Source organism: Belnapia sp., assembly GCF_059504005.1.
Genome location: NZ_JCACHU010000171.1, coordinates 1 through 15275, shown reverse-complemented (window position 1 = coordinate 15275; position 15275 = coordinate 1). Strand labels below are relative to the sequence as shown.

General features: G+C 70.8%; 18 protein-coding genes and 2 pseudogenes. 9 read left to right on the top strand and 11 right to left on the bottom strand.

Features of this window, described 5'->3' with window-relative positions; genetic code table 11:
* Positions 1–845: 845 nt before the first annotated feature.
* The 3 genes from AC5JJ1_RS27425 (at position 846) to AC5JJ1_RS27415 (ending at position 3694) form a co-directional block, all read left to right on the top strand.
* On the top strand, positions 846–2237 hold the full coding sequence (locus tag AC5JJ1_RS27425; RefSeq protein WP_495788299.1) for a CoA transferase: 1392 nt from the start codon (positions 846–848) through the stop codon (positions 2235–2237).
* A gap of 96 nt (positions 2238–2333) precedes the next feature.
* Positions 2334–2759: a nuclear transport factor 2 family protein gene (locus AC5JJ1_RS27420; RefSeq protein ID WP_495788298.1), complete on the top strand. Its 426-nt coding sequence runs from the start codon at positions 2334–2336 to the stop codon at positions 2757–2759.
* A gap of 17 nt (positions 2760–2776) precedes the next feature.
* Positions 2777–3694 carry a DMT family transporter gene (locus AC5JJ1_RS27415; protein ID WP_495788297.1) on the top strand — a complete coding sequence of 306 codons (918 nt, stop codon included), beginning with the start codon at positions 2777–2779 and terminating at the stop codon, positions 3692–3694.
* Here the strand turns inward: AC5JJ1_RS27415 and AC5JJ1_RS27410 are convergent.
* From AC5JJ1_RS27410 to AC5JJ1_RS27385, 6 genes are all read right to left on the bottom strand, one after another.
* Positions 3691–3981, bottom strand: a complete 291-nt coding sequence (locus AC5JJ1_RS27410) for a DUF1330 domain-containing protein (protein WP_495788296.1) — start codon at positions 3979–3981, stop codon at positions 3691–3693. The two genes, AC5JJ1_RS27415 and AC5JJ1_RS27410, sit on opposite strands and share 4 nt — an antisense overlap.
* Before the next feature lie 73 nt (positions 3982–4054).
* Positions 4055–4933, bottom strand: coding sequence for a PhzF family phenazine biosynthesis protein (locus tag AC5JJ1_RS27405; protein WP_495788295.1), 879 nt, complete (start codon positions 4931–4933; stop codon positions 4055–4057).
* Positions 4930–6096, bottom strand: coding sequence for an MFS transporter (locus AC5JJ1_RS27400; protein ID WP_495788301.1), 1167 nt, complete (start codon positions 6094–6096; stop codon positions 4930–4932). Before AC5JJ1_RS27400 ends, AC5JJ1_RS27405 begins: the two co-directional genes overlap by 4 nt.
* 162 nt (positions 6097–6258) lie before the next feature.
* Positions 6259–6885, bottom strand: coding sequence for a glutathione S-transferase family protein (locus AC5JJ1_RS27395; RefSeq protein WP_495788294.1), 627 nt, complete (start codon positions 6883–6885; stop codon positions 6259–6261).
* A gap of 215 nt (positions 6886–7100) precedes the next feature.
* Positions 7101–7709 carry a LysE family translocator gene (locus AC5JJ1_RS27390; protein WP_495788293.1) on the bottom strand — a complete coding sequence of 203 codons (609 nt, stop codon included), beginning with the start codon at positions 7707–7709 and terminating at the stop codon, positions 7101–7103.
* Positions 7706–8119, bottom strand: a complete 414-nt coding sequence (locus AC5JJ1_RS27385) for a nuclear transport factor 2 family protein (protein ID WP_495788292.1) — start codon at positions 8117–8119, stop codon at positions 7706–7708. Before AC5JJ1_RS27385 ends, AC5JJ1_RS27390 begins: the two co-directional genes overlap by 4 nt.
* A 201-nt stretch (positions 8120–8320) precedes the next feature.
* On the opposite strand from AC5JJ1_RS27385, the gene AC5JJ1_RS27380 reads away from it, so the two are divergent.
* From AC5JJ1_RS27380 to AC5JJ1_RS27370, 3 genes are all read left to right on the top strand, one after another.
* Complete coding sequence (locus tag AC5JJ1_RS27380; RefSeq protein ID WP_495788291.1) at positions 8321–8578, top strand: DUF1127 domain-containing protein; 258 nt, start codon at positions 8321–8323, stop codon at positions 8576–8578.
* A 35-nt stretch (positions 8579–8613) separates the two neighbouring features.
* Positions 8614–9423 carry an enoyl-CoA hydratase-related protein gene (locus tag AC5JJ1_RS27375; RefSeq protein ID WP_495788290.1) on the top strand — a complete coding sequence of 270 codons (810 nt, stop codon included), beginning with the start codon at positions 8614–8616 and terminating at the stop codon, positions 9421–9423.
* A 93-nt stretch (positions 9424–9516) separates the two neighbouring features.
* Entirely contained in the window at positions 9517–10389 is an 873-nt protein-coding gene (locus tag AC5JJ1_RS27370; protein WP_495788289.1) for a LysR substrate-binding domain-containing protein, read from the top strand.
* Between the two features lie 13 nt (positions 10390–10402).
* On the opposite strand, the gene AC5JJ1_RS27365 is transcribed toward AC5JJ1_RS27370, so the two are convergent.
* The 5 genes and pseudogenes from AC5JJ1_RS27365 to AC5JJ1_RS27345 all read right to left on the bottom strand — a co-directional run bounded on the left by AC5JJ1_RS27365 (position 10403) and on the right by AC5JJ1_RS27345 (position 13978).
* Positions 10403–11614 carry an MFS transporter gene (locus tag AC5JJ1_RS27365; RefSeq protein ID WP_495788288.1) on the bottom strand — a complete coding sequence of 404 codons (1212 nt, stop codon included), beginning with the start codon at positions 11612–11614 and terminating at the stop codon, positions 10403–10405.
* A gap of 13 nt (positions 11615–11627) precedes the next feature.
* A complete protein-coding gene (locus AC5JJ1_RS27360; protein WP_495788287.1) occupies positions 11628–12299 on the bottom strand; it encodes a glutathione S-transferase family protein in 672 nt (223 codons plus the stop codon).
* A 336-nt stretch (positions 12300–12635) separates the two neighbouring features.
* Complete coding sequence (locus AC5JJ1_RS27355) at positions 12636–13004, bottom strand: DUF8817 family protein (protein WP_495788300.1); 369 nt, start codon at positions 13002–13004, stop codon at positions 12636–12638.
* Positions 13005–13031: 27 nt separating this feature from the next.
* Positions 13032–13247: pseudogene (locus tag AC5JJ1_RS27350) on the bottom strand (IS3 family transposase); the annotation flags it as partial.
* A gap of 89 nt (positions 13248–13336) precedes the next feature.
* On the bottom strand, positions 13337–13978 hold the full coding sequence (locus AC5JJ1_RS27345; RefSeq protein WP_495788286.1) for a glutathione S-transferase family protein: 642 nt from the start codon (positions 13976–13978) through the stop codon (positions 13337–13339).
* 478 nt (positions 13979–14456) lie between these two features.
* Between AC5JJ1_RS27345 and AC5JJ1_RS27340 the strand changes: the two genes are divergently transcribed.
* The 3 genes and pseudogenes from AC5JJ1_RS27340 to AC5JJ1_RS27330 form a co-directional block, all read left to right on the top strand.
* Positions 14457–14762: a GNAT family N-acetyltransferase gene (locus AC5JJ1_RS27340; protein WP_495788285.1), complete on the top strand. Its 306-nt coding sequence runs from the start codon at positions 14457–14459 to the stop codon at positions 14760–14762.
* A gap of 12 nt (positions 14763–14774) precedes the next feature.
* Positions 14775–14960 (top strand): GNAT family N-acetyltransferase, encoded by a 186-nt coding sequence (locus AC5JJ1_RS27335; RefSeq protein ID WP_495788284.1) that lies wholly within the window; start codon positions 14775–14777, stop codon positions 14958–14960.
* Positions 14953–15275: pseudogene (locus AC5JJ1_RS27330) on the top strand (hypothetical protein); the annotation flags it as partial. The gene AC5JJ1_RS27335 and the pseudogene AC5JJ1_RS27330, both read left to right, overlap by 8 nt.

The following is a 15275-nucleotide window of genomic DNA, read 5'->3' as shown; positions in this document are numbered from 1 at the left end:
ATCTGGAGCCTGTCAGGGCTATTCGCAATCCGCCTCAAACTTTGCAACACAACCGTTTTGAAAGGCAAGAGGCCGACCCCTGGAGGGTAAAGGGGGACACGCCCCAGCCTCATCCTACCCGAAGCGGCCCAAGCCGCCGACCGCTGCAACAAAGCGGCCCAGAGCCCCACCGAGGAGCCGGTCGGGGCGGCGCGCCGGCGTTCACCGCGGCGCACGACCGACCATTCGCTCTGCTCCGGGACGAAGTGAAGCGGAATATCGGACGGGAGGAACCCGCCGGGTGAGAAAGCCGCCACCCTGTGGGGAACTCCCTGCTGCAGGATCGGTACTCCGGATCTACGGCGCCCCCCGCTGCCTTTGCCGCACGTGCAAACGACACTCCAAGGTTCCATGCGCTCGATCTACCTCGGTCCCAACCCGGGCCAGAACGAGAAGGGTCCAAGTTATCTGCGGTAGGAAAGCGGGGAACACGTCAAAGCCCAGCTGCTCTTTCCACCACGTTGACGGACGGGACCCTTTTGGGAAACGGGCTTGGAATTCGGCCGCTGCACGGGCGTATCTCCCGGCGCGAAGATGAAATTGCCTCGGAAGCGGCAACGAAGCTCGGACAACTCCAATGCTCGTCGTTCTCGCCCGCTTGCCGGCCCGCGACCGCCCGTCCACCGAATGCGCCAAGCCAGTGCAATACCTCTGGAAGCTGTCCTCAAATGCCTTGAGCACGACTCGCTTGCCTCCCTTGCCTCCCTCTTGTCCCATTGCCCCGAACAGGGCTTCACAATTCTCGCAGCACTCCACGCAGCGGCGCAACGCGCCCGCACCATCAGCCCCAACGCAGAGGACCCTCCATGCCGCCCACCGACGCCGCGGCGCCAGCGCAGCAGATGCTTGCCACCATCTGGTCCTCCCTCCGCGGCCCGGCCCTCGCGTTGGATGCGACGGCGTTCGAGGGCGCCGGCAGCCTGCCCTCCGTCTTCGCCGTGAGCGACCTCGCCGCCGCTTCGGTCGGGGCCGCTGCGCTCGCGGCGGCGGAACACGCCTGTGCCGGCAGCCCGCCGCCCGCCGCCGTCCAGGTGGATCGCCGTCTCGCCTCGCTCTGGTTCAGCGCCTCCATCCGGCCGGAGGGCTGGTCGGTCCCGCCGCCCTGGGACCCCGTCGCGGGCGACTACGCTGGGCGCGATGGCTGGATCCGGCTGCACACCAACGCGCCGCATCACCGCGCCACCGCCCTTGCCGTGCTCGGGGCCGTGCCGGAGCGCCCGGCGGTCGCCGCGCGGGTCGCGGATTGGGCCGTCGAGGAGTTGGAAGCCGCGATCGTGGCGCAAGGCAGCTGCGCCGCCGCCATGCGGTCCCTCACGGCCTGGGCAGCACATCCGCAGGGCCGCGCGGTCGCGGCGGAGCCGCTGGTGAGCTGGAGCGCGGGGGGTGCGGCGACGGAGGTTCCGCCGCAGAATGACCCCGCCAGGCCGCTCCGGGGCATCCGCGTGCTCGACCTCACCCGCGTGCTCGCCGGGCCGGTCGCGACCCGGTTCCTCGCCGGGCTCGGCGCCGAGGTGCTGCGCATCGACCCGCCACAATGGGAGGAGCCGGGCGTCGTCCCGGATGTGACGCTTGGCAAGCGTTGCGCCCGGCTCGACCTGCGTTCGCCAACGGGCTGCGCGCAGCTCATCCGGCTGCTTCGGCGCGCCGACGTCCTCGTTCATGGCTACCGGCCGGATGCGCTGGAGCGTGCGGGCCTCGGCGAGGCCGTGCGGCGCGAGGTGCGTCCTGGCCTCGTCGATGTCTGCCTCGACGCCTATGGCTGGACCGGGCCATGGGCGGGCCGGCGCGGCTTCGACAGCCTGGTCCAGATGAGTTGCGGTATCGCCGCCGCGGGCATGGAAGCCACCAGCGCGGACCGGCCGGTGCCGCTGCCGGTGCAGGCGCTCGACCACGCGACGGGATACATCCTGGCAGCCGCGGCCCTGCGCGGTCTGACGGAGCGCCGACGGACCGGGCGCGGTTGCGTGGCGCGCGCCTCCCTCGCGCGCACTGCCGCGCTGCTCGCCGACTTCGCGCAGCCGCCGGGCGCAGCGGCGCCGACGCCCGCGACCGCCGCCGATCTCGCCTTTGATATCGAGGCCACCGCCTGGGGCCCCGCGCGCCGCCTCCGCCCGCCAGTCGGGATCGCGGGCGTTCGCATCGCCTGGGACCGTCCCGCGACCAAGCTCGGAGCCCATGCGGCGGAGTGGACGGCGTGATGCGCCGAAACCTGGGTGGCCCCCGAGATGCGTGGCCCTGCCAGCCCTCACCGGCTGGTCGCCGCGGACCTGACTGACAATGAGATGGAGAGTTCCATGAGCGCAAGTGCAGCAAACCAATCCCCGAGCCGCGCCGCGCCGCCCGCCGATGCGCGCGCCGCGGAACTCGTCGAGGCAGTGCAGCGCTACTTCGACCTGATGTATAGTTGCGACGTGTCGGTTTTTGGCTCCGCCTTCAGCCCGACCGTCCAGCTGCATGGCTACCGCGATGGACGCTTCCTCTGCTGGCCCGCGGCGGAGTACCAGGACGTCCTGCGGCAGCGCCGGTCGCCGAAATCCGTCGGCGCAGTGCGGAAGGACGCGATCCTGATGATGGACTTCGCCTCCGAGACCATGGCCTTCACCAAGGTCCGCGTGCGGATCATCGACACGAATTTCGTGGACTACCTCACCTGGCATCGCGTTGACGGACGCTGGATGATCACCTCGAAGGGCTACCACATCGACTCCGCGCCAGCCTGACGGGGACAGGGAACCCCGTGCCGACCAAAGAGGCAGCGCGTCCCGCGCGGCGGACCACCGTGCTCGACCTCGCGGCCGGCGCTGCCGTCATCGCCATCCTGGCGAGCTTCACGCTCGCCTCCCGCCTCGCCTATGCATCGGCGTTCGGGCCGCAGGATTTGCTGGCGATCCGCTTCGCCACCAGCGGCGCGCTGCTGCTGCCGGCCGCTCTCCGCCGCGGGGGTCCCAGGCTGTTCACGGCCGACGCCGCGAAGCTGGCACTCACCGGCGGGCTCGGCTTCGCCACCCTGGCCTTCGCCGGGCTGATGCTGGTGCCCGCATCGCGCGCTGGTGCGCTGCTGCACGGGGCACTGCCGTTCTGCACCTTCCTCATCGGGCTCGCGCTCGGCCGGACCAAGGCGGATCGGCGCCGGGTTGCCGGCGCATGCCTCGTCGTCCTCGCCCTGTCGCTGGTGGCCTGGGACGGCCTGCGCGGGGCGGGCTGGCCAGCCATCCTCGGCTGCGCGCTTCTGCTGGCGGCCTCGGCGACCTGGTCGGCCTTCGGCATGCTGGCAGCGCGCCTCGCCATGGACCCCATCCGCGCGGCGGCGACGGTCTCCCTGCTGTCGGCGGCCGCCTACCTCCCGCTCTACGCCACCATCGGCGCGTCGCGGCTGCACGCCGTGCCCTGGTCCGCGATCCTTGTCCAGGTCGCCGTCCAGGGCGTGCTGGTCGGCACGATCTCGGTCTCCGCCTATACCTGGGCGGTATCGAGGATCGGCGCGATCGGCGCTTCAGTCGCAACGGCGATGGTGCCGTCGGCGACGGCGCTGGCGGCAATGCCGCTCCTGTCCGAACGTCCGACGGCACCGGTCGCCCTCGGCCTCGGCCTGCTGGTGGCCGGCAGCCTGCTGGTCCTCGACCGGCGCGGCATGGGCCGCGGGCCAGACCGCTAGGCGACGTCCACGACGTACATCCGCGCCTCCTGCGCCAGGCTGCGCTCCTCGCGGATGGGCGCATAGGCGTCCGACCGGTAGAAGGCGAGGGCAGCCTCGCGGCTCGGGAATTCGAAGAGGCCCGCGAGCGGCAGCGGCATTGCCTTGCCTTCCAGCACATCGGTCACCGGGCCGAAGTGGTGGACGCGGCCGCCTGCCCGCTCTAGCGCTTCGCGGAAGCGCGGCGCGAGGGCAGCCTGCCGGGCCGCGTCGAGGATCCGCAGGTTTACATGCACATAGGCTGGCACAGGACGCTCCTTCCGAGGGTATTCACCGCGACCTCCGTCCGCTCCGCCGGCCCCGCGTTGGCCTGTGTATCGCTCATAGCGCGGCCCCCTCAACGATCCAGCGCACCTGCCCGGAGACACGCAGCCCCGCCGCCGGGTTCGCGTCGATCTCGACGCGCAGCAGCGAGGGCTGACCCATGTCCTCCCCCTGCCTTACCTCAATGGAGCCGCCATGCGGCCAGGCCAGGCGACGCAGATAGCTACCCAACGCCGCCGCGGCGGCGCCCGTCGCGGGATCCTCATACACGCCGCCATACGGGAAGAGATTGCGGGCGTGGAAGCGGCCGCTGTCCTCCGCGTTTACGATGTTGAAGGTGCAGATCGACTCGCGCAGCGCGAGCGCGCGCCCGGCCTCGAAATCGTAGGCCAGCGCCGCGAGCTGCGCCCGGTCCCGTAGCGCGAGGAGGAGATGTGGGGCACCGGCGTGCGTGATGGCAGGGGGGATCCGCTCGTCGATGTCCCCAGCCGTGAGCGAGAACAGGTGAAGCGCGTCCCGGACCAGATCTGGAGGGGCAGGCCGGCTCGTGGCGGGCGGCGACACGAGGGCGGCCGCCATCCCGTCGGCCTCTTCCCAGCCCTCGACCGTGATGGAGGCGTGGTTGAGGCGCAGGTGGAAGACGCAACCACCGCGGCGTGCGACCAGCGCCGCGCCGAGCGCGATGGTCGCATGGCCGCAGAAGTCCACCTCCGCCTCGGGCGCGAAGTAACGGACCCGCCAGCCCTCGCCCTCGGGCGCGGCGAAGGCGGTTTCGGAGTATCCGACACGCGCGGCCACCGCCTGCATGGTGGCGGCCGAGGGCAGCACCTCGAGCAGCATGACCCCCGCGGGGTTGCCGCCAGCCCCGGCAGCCGAGAAGGCAGCGATCCGCTCGACCGGCACGGCGGGGCCCTCGGCGAGCAGCGAAATCGTCATGCCGCGGCCTCACGTATGGAACCGTCGGCGACGCGCGGCCGGTCGTCCATGGGCCATTGCAGCAGGGCGGCCGCGGCGCCGATGCCGACGAGCGTCCACCAAGCCGCATCGTAAATCCCTGTCGCGTCCAGCACGATGCCGCCCATCCAGGCACCCGCGAAGCCGCCGATCTGGTGGCACACGAAGGCGAGACCGAAGAGCAGGCTGAAGTTCCCGAGGCCGAAGAGCCGGCCGATCAGCGCTGACACCAGCGGCACCACCCCCAGCCAGGTCGCGCCCATCACGGCCGCGAAGAGCAACGTGGTGGCTTCGGAGACCGGTGTCGCAAGATAGAGCAGGATGGCCGCCGTCCGCGCCGCATAGATGCCGGCCAGCAACCTCTTCGGGCTGTAGCGCTGTCCCAGCAGGCCGAAGACGTAGGAGCCGATGGCGTTGCAGACGCCGATCACTGCGAGCGCCGCGGCGCCCACCGAGGGTGCGAGCCCGCACAGACCGAGGAAGCGCGGCAGATGCGTCGTAATGAACATCAGCTGGAAGCCGCAGGCGAAGAACGCCACCGACATCGCCACGAAGCCGGGATGGGCCATGGCTGCCCGCACGGCAGCCCAAGCCTCGGGCGCTTCGGATTTCGCCGGGTGCTGCACCGGCCCACGGCTCAGAAGAAGGGAGAGGGCGACCATCACCCCACAGATCCCCGCAAAGGCGAGCGCTGCCTCCTTCCAGCCTGCCCTGGTGATCAACCCCTCGCCGAGTGGCGCGAGGACCAGCACGCCCATGGAGCCGGCGCCGGACACGAGCCCGACCAGCATCCCCCGACGCTCTGGCGGCGCCGCGCGCGACACGGCGCCGAGCAAGACTCCGAAACCGGTGCCTGCGATCCCGAGCCCGGTGAGTAGGCCAATCCCTACATTGAGCGCGACGAAGGGGCTGCCCGAGAGCGCGAAGAGCAGCAACCCCACGGTGTAGAGCAGCCCGCACCCAATCAGCACCGGGCGTGCGCCGTAGCGGTCGCCCAGCGCTCCCACAAAGGGCTGCGCCAGGCCCCAGATGAGGTTGTGCAGCGCGACCGCAAAGCCGAATACCGCGGCCGAGGTGCCCAGCGTCGCAATGCTGGGCGCCATGAATAGGCCGAAGCACTGCCGCAGCCCCATGGACACGGCCATGACAGCGGACGCGACCAGCACAATTCGCCAAAGGCCTTGTCTCTCATTCATCACCGGCGCCCGCTCCCCGTGCTGTGCTGCGCCACTTTCGATTACGTCCCTGCGGCCAGGAACCGAGTTCTTCTCAACGGCTGCGAGACGCGTTCATCGCGCGCTGGGCGGTCACGGGATCCCGTTGCAGCCATGCCGATGGAAAGCCGGGCGTGCCCGGAGGCGGTCGTACCAGACGGCGACCGAGGGCAGGTCCGGCCGTGCCATGGGCGTCATCAGCCAGCGATTCGTGGACAGGCCTAGCACGATATCGGCGAGGGTGAAGTCGGCGCCCGCGACATAGGGGCCGCCCTGTGCGAGATGCCGGTCGAGCAGCGCCATCTTAGCATTCCACCCCTCCACCATCCCGGCCAGCTCCGCCGCGCTGAGTTGCGCCGGCTGGCCGCGCACGAGATGCATGAAGGCGCCGCGCCAGGCCGCGTTCAGCTCCATCGCCTGCCAGTCCATCCACTGCTCCGCCCGCGCCCGGGCGGCGGGATGGCGGGGCAGCAGCCCCTCGACGCCGATGACGCCCGCGAGATAGCGGCAGATCGTGTTGCTTTCCCACAGCACGAGGTCACCATCCACGATCACGGGCACGAGCCCGTTCGGGTTCAGCGCGAGGAAGTCCGGGGCGAGCGTGGAGGCAAAGCCGCTTCCCCAGTCCTCGCGCGTATAGGCACGCCCGGCCTCTTCGCAGGTCCAGAGGACCTTGCGGACGTTGATCGAGGTGGCCTTGCCGAGCACACGGAGGGTCATCGGTGCAGCCCTGCCGAGAGTGCCAACCCGGCATGGTGAGGGCGGAAGTCGCGGTCGCCCTGGGCCGCTGGGTGTACGCGCTGGCCGGTCCGGTAGGCAGCGGGCGGCTGCCCCGGGACAGTGTGGGACGAAAGGACGAACCGTCCGAGTGTGAGCTCCATTGTGGTCACCTCCGCTCCACGAGCCCTGAGCGCCAGCGCTGCGCCGGTCCAGCGTCAGAGCCAGATTGGTAGCACGCAGGCGGCGAGGGCCGCGCCGAGGAGGAGGTTCGCGGCTCGCCACTGCGCCTCCGTGCGGAGCGAGCGCGCGAGGAGCTGACCAAAGGCACACCAGGCCCAGAGGGAGATCGCCGCGGCCCCGCCGAAGACGAGCGCCAGAAGCGCCGCGAGGCGCATCGGGTCCGGGTCTAGTCCCGCATGGGCGGCAGAGGCCCCGACCGCGATCGTCCAGGCCTTCGGGTTCAGCCAGAGCAGCGCCAGGGCTGCGAGGAAGCCGGGCGGCATGGCGCCGTCCCGGCTGCCCACCTCCGGCCGCCCCGCCCTGGCGATGCGCCAGGCGAGCCAGAGGAGGTAGATAGAGCCCGCGCCGCGCAGGGCGAGCCGCAGCGCCGGCGCCGCATCGAGCAGCGCGCCGAGCCCGATCCCGGCCGCAGCGGCCAGCGCCGCGAGCCCGAGCGAGAGGCCGAGGAGCAGCGGCAGGCTCCGCACCAGGCCAAAACGCGCGCCCGCGCTGGCCGCGAGGAAGTTGGCACCGCCTGGTGTGGCGGTCGAGACAGCGGCGAAGGCGAGGAGGGACAGCAGCTCGGCCCGCGGCAGCCCCGTCATGCCGTCGCCACTTCCCGGGCGACAGCGTGCCCCGTGGCATCGCCGTAGAGGGCCTCGGCGTAGACCTTCAGCGCGCCCTCGAAGCGGAAGAGCTCGCTGGCCCGCAGCGCCGTGCCGTTGAGATTGGCGACGTAGTGCACGAGCATCGCCTGCGCCTCCACGTCGCAGACCGTGCCGAGCAGCGTGAACTCCAGCGTGTGAAGCCGCGCCAGTCCGGCGCGCCAGTAGCGCTCCATTGCCGGCTTTCCCTCAACGATCGGCGAGCCGGTGAGCGGGATGGCGCGCGGGCTCCGGAAGGTGGCGCCCGGGTGGAAGGCGTCGAGCACGGAGCGCAGGTCGCGGCGGTTCCAGGCCGCGATCCACTCCTCCGCATGCCGGATCATCTCGGCGCGGTCCAGCTTGGTGGTCATGGCGTCTCCTCCCCTCGTCGCAGGGTGCGCTGGCAGGCTGCGCGGCGGCGCGGGCCGGCGCGAGCGAGAACGGCGCACGGGTCATGAGCCGCGGTCACCACCGCGCGGTCGCCGCGCGCCGCTCCCGTGCTGTGAAACCCCTTCAGCCGCGGTGAGGGATTCTCGCTCGCAGCACCGGCCGGAAGCCGTGACCATCGCCCCATGACGACCCCGGCCACTGCTTCCGCGACCGACGTTCAACAGGAGGCGCCTGCGCCCTGCGACCGCCCGCTGCCCGGCGTCGCGCAGCGGCGCGCCACCGGACGCCTAGAGCGCCTCCTCGCCACGCTGCGCCTCTGGCGGCGCCGGGCGAAGGAGAGCGAGCAGCTTTCCGAGCTCTCGGACCGGGCGCTGCGCGACCTCGGCATCTCGCGCAGCGAGGCCTGGCGGGAAGCGAGAAAGCCGTTTTGGCGGGGTTGAAGCATGCGACCCGCCCCAACCACCAGGAGGATCGCGTGACACCGGTTCCGACCCGCGGGGATGCCCCGCTTTCCATCACCTTCGAGGGCCATGTCGCGGTGCTGACGCTGTCGCGGCCTGAGGCGCTCAACGCCCTGAGCAACGCGCTGATTGGCCAGCTCCTCGACGCGCTCGACACGCTCGAGCTGGAGGAGCACGTCCGGGCCGTGGTGGTGACGGGCAGCGGCCGGGCCTTCAGCGCCGGCGCCGACATCAAGGGCTTCCTGCCGCATATGCGCACGGGCCCGCGGGAAGCCGTCGCGCATTTCCTGCGCCCGGGCCAGCGCCTGACCGCGCGGATCGAGACCTTCCCGAAGCCTGTCATCGCCGCGGTGAACGGCCTCGCCTTCGGCGGCGGCTGCGAGTTGGTGGAGGCAACCCATATCGCGGTCGCCGCGGCCTCCGCCGTCTTCTCGAAAGCGGAGATCGACATCGGCATCATTCCGACCTTCGGCGGCACCCAGCGCCTGCCGCGTAACGTCGGCCGCAAGGCGGCGACGGAATTGATCCTGACCGGCCGCCACTTCGGCGCGGAGGAGGCGCGCCACCTTGGCCTGGTCAATAGGGTGGTGCCGGACGGGACGCTGATGGCGGTGGCGCTCGGGATCGCGCAGGACATCGCCGCGAAGCCGCCGCTCACCGTCGCTGCGGCGCTCTCCGCCATCCACCGCGGCCAGGATGCGACGATCGAAAGCGGCCTCGCCATCGAGGAGGCCTCCTTCGCATCGATCGTGCCAACACGAGACGCCATCGAGGGCGTGGCGGCCTTCGTCGAGAAGCGGCTGCCCCGGTTTGTTGGACGATAAGCGCAGGGCGACGCCGAATCATGTCAGCCATGCTTATCTGTCTGTAGCGGCGCGGCCGGCTTCGCCCTGGAATGGGGCGGAGGTCATCGGCTCATGGCGCACAGGCTGCCCCCCTTGTCGGGGTTGCGGGTTTTCGAGGCGGCCGGTCGCTGCGGCGGTTTCACGGCCGCGGCGGCGGAGCTTGGCGTGACGCCGAGCGCGGTCAGCCATGGCGTTCGGGCCCTAGAGGACGCGCTCGGCGTGCCGCTGTTCCACCGCGACCAGCGAGGCATGCGCCTCACCCCGGCGGGTGAGATGCTACTGCAGGAGGCGACGCGCGCCTTCGAGGGCCTGTCCCGCTGCGTCGAGGCACTGACGCAGCCGCGCTCGGGCCGCCGGCTGACGGGTAGCGTCGCCCCCACCTTCGCCACGGGTTGGCTCCTGCCGCGGCTGCCCGGACTGCGCCGGCGGCACCCGGGGCTTGACCTCGCCATCTCCACCGAGCGCGAGCATGTCGAGCTGGGTAACGGGCGCTTCGATTTCGCGATCCGCATGGCGGCGGCGCCGGCCGGGCCGGCGGAGTGGCACCGCCTGGCGCCCGTATGCCTCCTCCCCGTGGCGGCTCCCGACTGCCGGCTGACGCTCGCCGAGGCGCTCACGCAACTGCCTCTTATTCATGTCACGGCGGCGGGGGAAGATTGGCGGGCCTGGGCCGCGCTACGGGAGGAGGCGTCGTCGCTGGACGCGGGGCGCGGGCTGCGCTTCGACACGGTCCAGATGGCGCTGGAGGCTGCGGCGCAGGGCCTCGGCCTGGCGCTCGCGCGGCTTCCCGTCTGCGCGGACGACATCGCGGCGGGCCGTGTGCGTGCGCTTGACGCGCCTGTGCAGGGCGGCACTGCCTATTGGCTCGTCACCCGTCCCGGCCTGCTGCGGCAGCGCGAGGGGCGGCTCTTCGCTGCCTGGCTGCGCGAGCAGCTCGAGGGCTGAGGGCGCGCCGCGGTCAGGCGCGCGGGAGCGGCGCCTCGGCCGGTACGTGCCGCGTGACCCACCAGAGGACGAGGGCGGCAGCGCTGGTCGCGGCGCCCGCGAGGCAGACGCCGGCCCATCCCCCGCCTGCGTAGATCAGCGTGGAGGCCGCGGCGCCCAAGGCGCTGCCGGCGGAGTAGAAGATCATGTAGCCCGCGACGAGGCGGCTGCGGGCCTCCGGCCGCGTCGCGTAGATCAGGCTCTGGTTCGCCACATGCACGGCCTGCAGGCCGAAGGAGATGGCGAGGGCGCCGAGCGCCAGGAGGGCCAGCGACGCGTACATCGCGGCGACCGGGATCCAGGCGAGGAGCATGAGTACCAGCCCCGCCGCCGTCGTCTGCTGCACACGGCCGCTGTCAGCAAGCCGGCCGGCGAGCGCCGCGCCGATCGCCCCGGCCGCACCCGCGAGGCCGAACAGCCCGACCTGCGTACGCGACAACGCGAAGGGATCCCGCATGAGCGGCAGGACGAGCGGCGTCCAGAGAAGCGTGTTGGCCGCGAAGATGAGCGCGGCGAGCGCGGCGCGGACGCGCAGGACCGGCACTTCGGCGAAGAGGGTCGCAAGCGAGCGCAAGAGCTGCCCGTAGGTCAGCGCCCGCCCCGGCCGCGGCCCTGCTGGCACGAAGTAGAACATCAACAACGCGACAACGAGCATGGCGCCGCTTGCGACGAGGTAGACGGCGCGCCAGCCGAACAGGTCCGCGAGGCTGCCCGCGATGGCGCGCGCCAGCAGGATGCCGGAGATGACCCCGCTGGTGACGAGGCCGACCACCCGCCCCCGCTCCGCCGGCGCAGCTAGGAGGGCCGCATGCGCCACGAGGATCTGGGTCACGACGGCGAGGAGGCCGACCGCAGCGAAGGCCGCGAAGGCGACGGTGGCGGTCCGCGCCGACGCGACGCAGAGCAGCGCGGCGGAGGCCAGCAGCGTATGCGCGACGACCAGCCTCCGCCGGTCCAGGAGGTCGCCGAGCGGGACCAGGAGGAGCAGGCCCAGCCCGTAGCCGAGCTGCGTCACGGTGGTGATGGTGCCCGCCGCCGCATGGCTGATGCCGAAGGCATCGGCGATGCTGTCGAGCAGCGGCTCGGCGAAGGTGATGCAGGCGACGGAGAGGCCGCAAGCCGTGGCGAGCAGCCCGACCAGCCAGCGGCTGAGGCGCTGCGGGACGGCGGCTGCGGGCACGGCCACGGTCCCGGCTGGATCAGCGCTGTCGCTCATCGGGACCGGTCGCGCCACCGCGCCGCATTGCGACGCGCGGCGCCTGGAAGGGCTGCACGACCGAGGAGAAGGCAGGCATGGCCTCGCAGGCCGCGGACAGGGCGGCGAGGCGCGGCCGGCGCGCGGGCGCATCGAGCTGCGGATGTGCATCGGCCAGGAAGCGCAGCGCGCAGGCGACTGCGATGTCGGGGTGGCCGGGCGTCCCACCGAACCAGAAGGGTGTCGGGCAGGCGGCGCGAGCGGTCTCGAGCGCCTTGAGCGTGTCCTCGATCTGCTGGACCGTGCGGGCGACCACGGCTTCCGAGGCCTGCTCATGCAGGAAGCGCTCATAAAAGAGGGCGACCATCTTGTCGCAAAGGCCGGTGCTGAGCGCGCAGATGCGCAGCATGGCCCGCCGCTCTGGCCCAGCGCGCGCGATCAGACGGGCCTCACCCGCCACCTCGTCCAGGTGATCGAGGATGGCGGCGCTGTCGATCAGCGCTTCCCCGTCCTCGAGCAGGAGCACCGGCACCCGCCGGAGCGGGTTGGAAGCGGCGAGGCGATCCGCGTCGCCGAAGGCCGACCAGGGGCGGTGCTCGTAGCCGAGCCCAAGAAGGTTGAGGACGACGGCAACGCGCCGGACGAAGGGCGAGTCGTATGGGCCAAGTAGGATCATCGGGTCTCTGGCTGTAGGGCGCGGTCGAGACTAGGGGGCGACTGCGTGGGCATCCAGCCGGGTTGGCGCGGTGCCGAGCGGGGGCGGAGGGCAGGAATTTCCTGGTGTCCCGCCAGGTTTGGGTCGTGCGGCGTGAGTGAGGCTCACGGGAGGTGAGGAGAACTAGTGGATGAAATCTGACGCTTGGTACCCGCTAGTGAGCCGCCGCTTTTGCCCCGATGCGGAGGACCCGGAGGAGCACGTGGGGTGGCCAGTGGAGATGCCGCGCGTTTGCGAACGGGATCGGTGCCTTCAGCCAGCCCCCGCTGGGGCGGCGCGGCACCTGACACCGGCGGCCTAACGGGCCGGGCTACGCAGCTGGAGGCAGCGCAGAAGACTTCCGTTCGGATCGACGAGCGCGAACATGCGGTAGCCTGACGGCAGGTACGCGGGCTCGGTCAGGCGCGGGGCGCCCTCAGGCGGCAGCTCCCCCGCGGCCCAGGCGCGATGTAGCGCGTCGAGGTCGGCGACCCAGACGGAGGCGTTGTGCCACGACGACGCCGGTTCGAGGTCTGGGTGCAGGAAGAACTCCAGCTCCAGGGCGTCCCGGCGCAGGACCATCCAGTCAGCGCTCCTGTACTCCACCCCGAAGCCAAGCCAGGCATAGAAAGCGGCCGTTTCGTCGAGGTCGCGCGCGGGCAGGTTGGCAGCGACGTGATCGGGCATGGGGTCATCCTCGCGATGGGCCCGTGCGGCATAGTAGCGCGCCTCAGCCTCGGCAGGCGGCATGTTACCGGTCGGCTCGAGGAGGCGCCGGTTGTTTAAGCAGTCGACCCGCTCCAAGGTGTCGAATTCGACGGCCTCCAGATTGCGCCAGGGGCCGCGGCGGCGGATCACCTTGGTTTTGAACAGGCCATTGATCGTCTCGGCCAGCGCATTGTCATAGCTATCACCAACGCTGCCGACAGAGCGCAAAGTAACGGTGGGCATGCGGGCGAGCAGAGCTTCAGCCTCGGCAAGCTCCATCGTCTTGTCCTGACGGCGCAGGGGAAAGCGGCTCATCGCGGCTGCACCATCTTGCCGCCGCCCGCCTCGCGGTCGCGGGCCCGCCGCACGGCCGGGCGCTCGGCCATCCTGCGCCGGTGCTCGAGCACCCTTGGACAACGCTCGACGTCGACCCCATCCGCCTCGAGCCAGGACGCTAGGGTGTACAGGTAGGCATCCGCGACCGAGTAGGCGGCTCCCATGGCCCAGGGACTCCCGAGGAGGTGCCGCTCGATCAGGTCGAAGCAAGCACCGACGGATTCCGGGACCTTTCGCCGCATCGCCTCGATCGCGGCTGGGTCGTCCGCCCAGCGATGGCCGCGCATCCGGTGGGCGTGGGCGACATGTACCGTCGAACACAGATAGGCATTGAAGGCCTGCAGCTGCGCGAAGGCGAAGGTGTCCCCTTGGGGTATGAGCCAGGCAGCCGGAAAGCGCTGAGCGAGATACACCAGCAGCGCCGGCGTCTCGGTCAGGCAACCTTGCTCGGTCACTAGCACCGGGACCCGGCCCTGCGGGTTGAGCGCGCGGAACTCAGGTGTCTGCTGCTCAGCGGCGGCGAAATCCACCGAACGGAGCTCGTAGGATGCCCCGATCTCCTCCAAAACGATGATCACCGCCAGGGCGCAGGTTCCTGGCGCATAGTACAATCGCATCCGTCGTCTCCGTTGTCTCGCGTGGATCCCGGGCGGCTCACCGGAGCCGGTCCCAGCGCCAACAGGCGCCCGGCTTCATCCCCGCCTAGCGATCCAGCCCCAAGTCGCGCCTTTCTTGGGCGCTCAGCCTTTCGGGGAGCCGCGTGCCGCGCCGGCCAGGTCGAAGGGTCAACCACAGCCAGAGCAGGCCGCGTCTCAACCGTCTGCGCCGTGGCTTTCGTGCTGGCACAGGCTCGTCACCGATTCCCTCCCACTCACGGCGGCGAGGTGCCAGCAGGAAAAGCGCGATACCGAAGTCACCATGCTCCATGGCGCTTCCCCGATCCGATGGCGGTGCTGGTGTTGAGCGTCATGGGCGAAGTCTCATTCTCGCCCGCACCACAGCCCAATGAGTTCGGCTCCTGCCCGATGAACGTTTCTCACCTGCCAACGCTTGCCCGGCCACCCTAGGCTGGCCCGTAGAAACGAAAGCCATGCCATGCCGCGATCGCCCGATCCTGAGAACTCCTCGGACCCACCAGCACTGACGATACGTCAGGCCGGTCATCCGGATACTGAGGCGATCACGGCACTGACGCGCGAAGCCTACAGCGCCTGGGTGGCGGTCATCGGCCGCGAACCCCTGCCCATGACCGTGGACTACGCCTCGGCGCTCCAGAGCGACCGCTTCGACCCGCTGTTCAGCGACGGCAAGCTCGTCGGACTGATCCAGACGTCGCTGGGGTCAGACACCCTCACCGTGGTGAACGTCGCCGTCAGCGCTGCGCGGCAGGGCCAGGGCTAGGGGTCGCGCCTGATGGCACACGCCGAGACCCTCGCCCGCGACCACGGCGTGACCGAGGTGCGGCTGGTGACGAATGGCGCCTTCGTCCGGAACATCGCTCTGTACAAGCGGCTTGGCTACCGCGTGGACAGCGAGACGCCGTTCCTGAACGGTACGGCCGTCTACATGAGCAAGAAGTTGGTCGCGGCCGATGCCTAAAGCCGCGCCCTCCCGCCATCTCGGGCGAATCGTCATCGTCTCCGCAGCCCTCCTTGCCGTCTCCATGGGTCTGCGGCAATGCTTCGGCCTCTTCCTTGAGCCAGCCATCGCCGGGCTGGCCACCTCGGCCGCGACCTGCAACTTCGCCGTGGCACTGCACAACCTGCTGGTCAACAGCACCGGCATGAAACTCTGCGGCGCGGGCGAATGGCTACTAGCACTACCTGGGCAGTCTGAAGTCAGGCGGCGGCCTAAGCTTCCGCCGGCAGTGTGGACATCGGATCGGCGGGATCAGGTCGGCGAACAGTCGCGCCA

Bases quoted from the DNA above. Each gene is read 5' to 3' on its own strand.
- AC5JJ1_RS27425 (WP_495788299.1), top strand. From the start codon at position 846: ATGCCGCCCACCGACGCCGCGGCGCCAGCGCAGCAGATGCTTGCCACC.
- AC5JJ1_RS27420 (WP_495788298.1), top strand. From the start codon at position 2,334: ATGAGCGCAAGTGCAGCAAACCAATCCCCGAGCCGCGCCGCGCCGCCC.
- AC5JJ1_RS27405 (WP_495788295.1), bottom strand. From the start codon at position 4,933: ATGACGATTTCGCTGCTCGCCGAGGGCCCCGCCGTGCCGGTCGAGCGG.
- AC5JJ1_RS27400 (WP_495788301.1), bottom strand. From the start codon at position 6,096: ATGGCCGTGTCCATGGGGCTGCGGCAGTGCTTCGGCCTATTCATGGCG.
- AC5JJ1_RS27395 (WP_495788294.1), bottom strand. From the start codon at position 6,885: ATGACCCTCCGTGTGCTCGGCAAGGCCACCTCGATCAACGTCCGCAAG.
- AC5JJ1_RS27390 (WP_495788293.1), bottom strand. From the start codon at position 7,709: ATGACGGGGCTGCCGCGGGCCGAGCTGCTGTCCCTCCTCGCCTTCGCC.
- AC5JJ1_RS27385 (WP_495788292.1), bottom strand. From the start codon at position 8,119: ATGACCACCAAGCTGGACCGCGCCGAGATGATCCGGCATGCGGAGGAG.
- AC5JJ1_RS27380 (WP_495788291.1), top strand. From the start codon at position 8,321: ATGACGACCCCGGCCACTGCTTCCGCGACCGACGTTCAACAGGAGGCG.
- AC5JJ1_RS27370 (WP_495788289.1), top strand. From the start codon at position 9,517: ATGGCGCACAGGCTGCCCCCCTTGTCGGGGTTGCGGGTTTTCGAGGCG.
- AC5JJ1_RS27360 (WP_495788287.1), bottom strand. From the start codon at position 12,299: ATGATCCTACTTGGCCCATACGACTCGCCCTTCGTCCGGCGCGTTGCC.
- AC5JJ1_RS27355 (WP_495788300.1), bottom strand. From the start codon at position 13,004: ATGCCCGATCACGTCGCTGCCAACCTGCCCGCGCGCGACCTCGACGAA.
- AC5JJ1_RS27345 (WP_495788286.1), bottom strand. From the start codon at position 13,978: ATGCGATTGTACTATGCGCCAGGAACCTGCGCCCTGGCGGTGATCATC.
- AC5JJ1_RS27340 (WP_495788285.1), top strand. From the start codon at position 14,457: ATGCCGCGATCGCCCGATCCTGAGAACTCCTCGGACCCACCAGCACTG.
- AC5JJ1_RS27335 (WP_495788284.1), top strand. From the start codon at position 14,775: ATGGCACACGCCGAGACCCTCGCCCGCGACCACGGCGTGACCGAGGTG.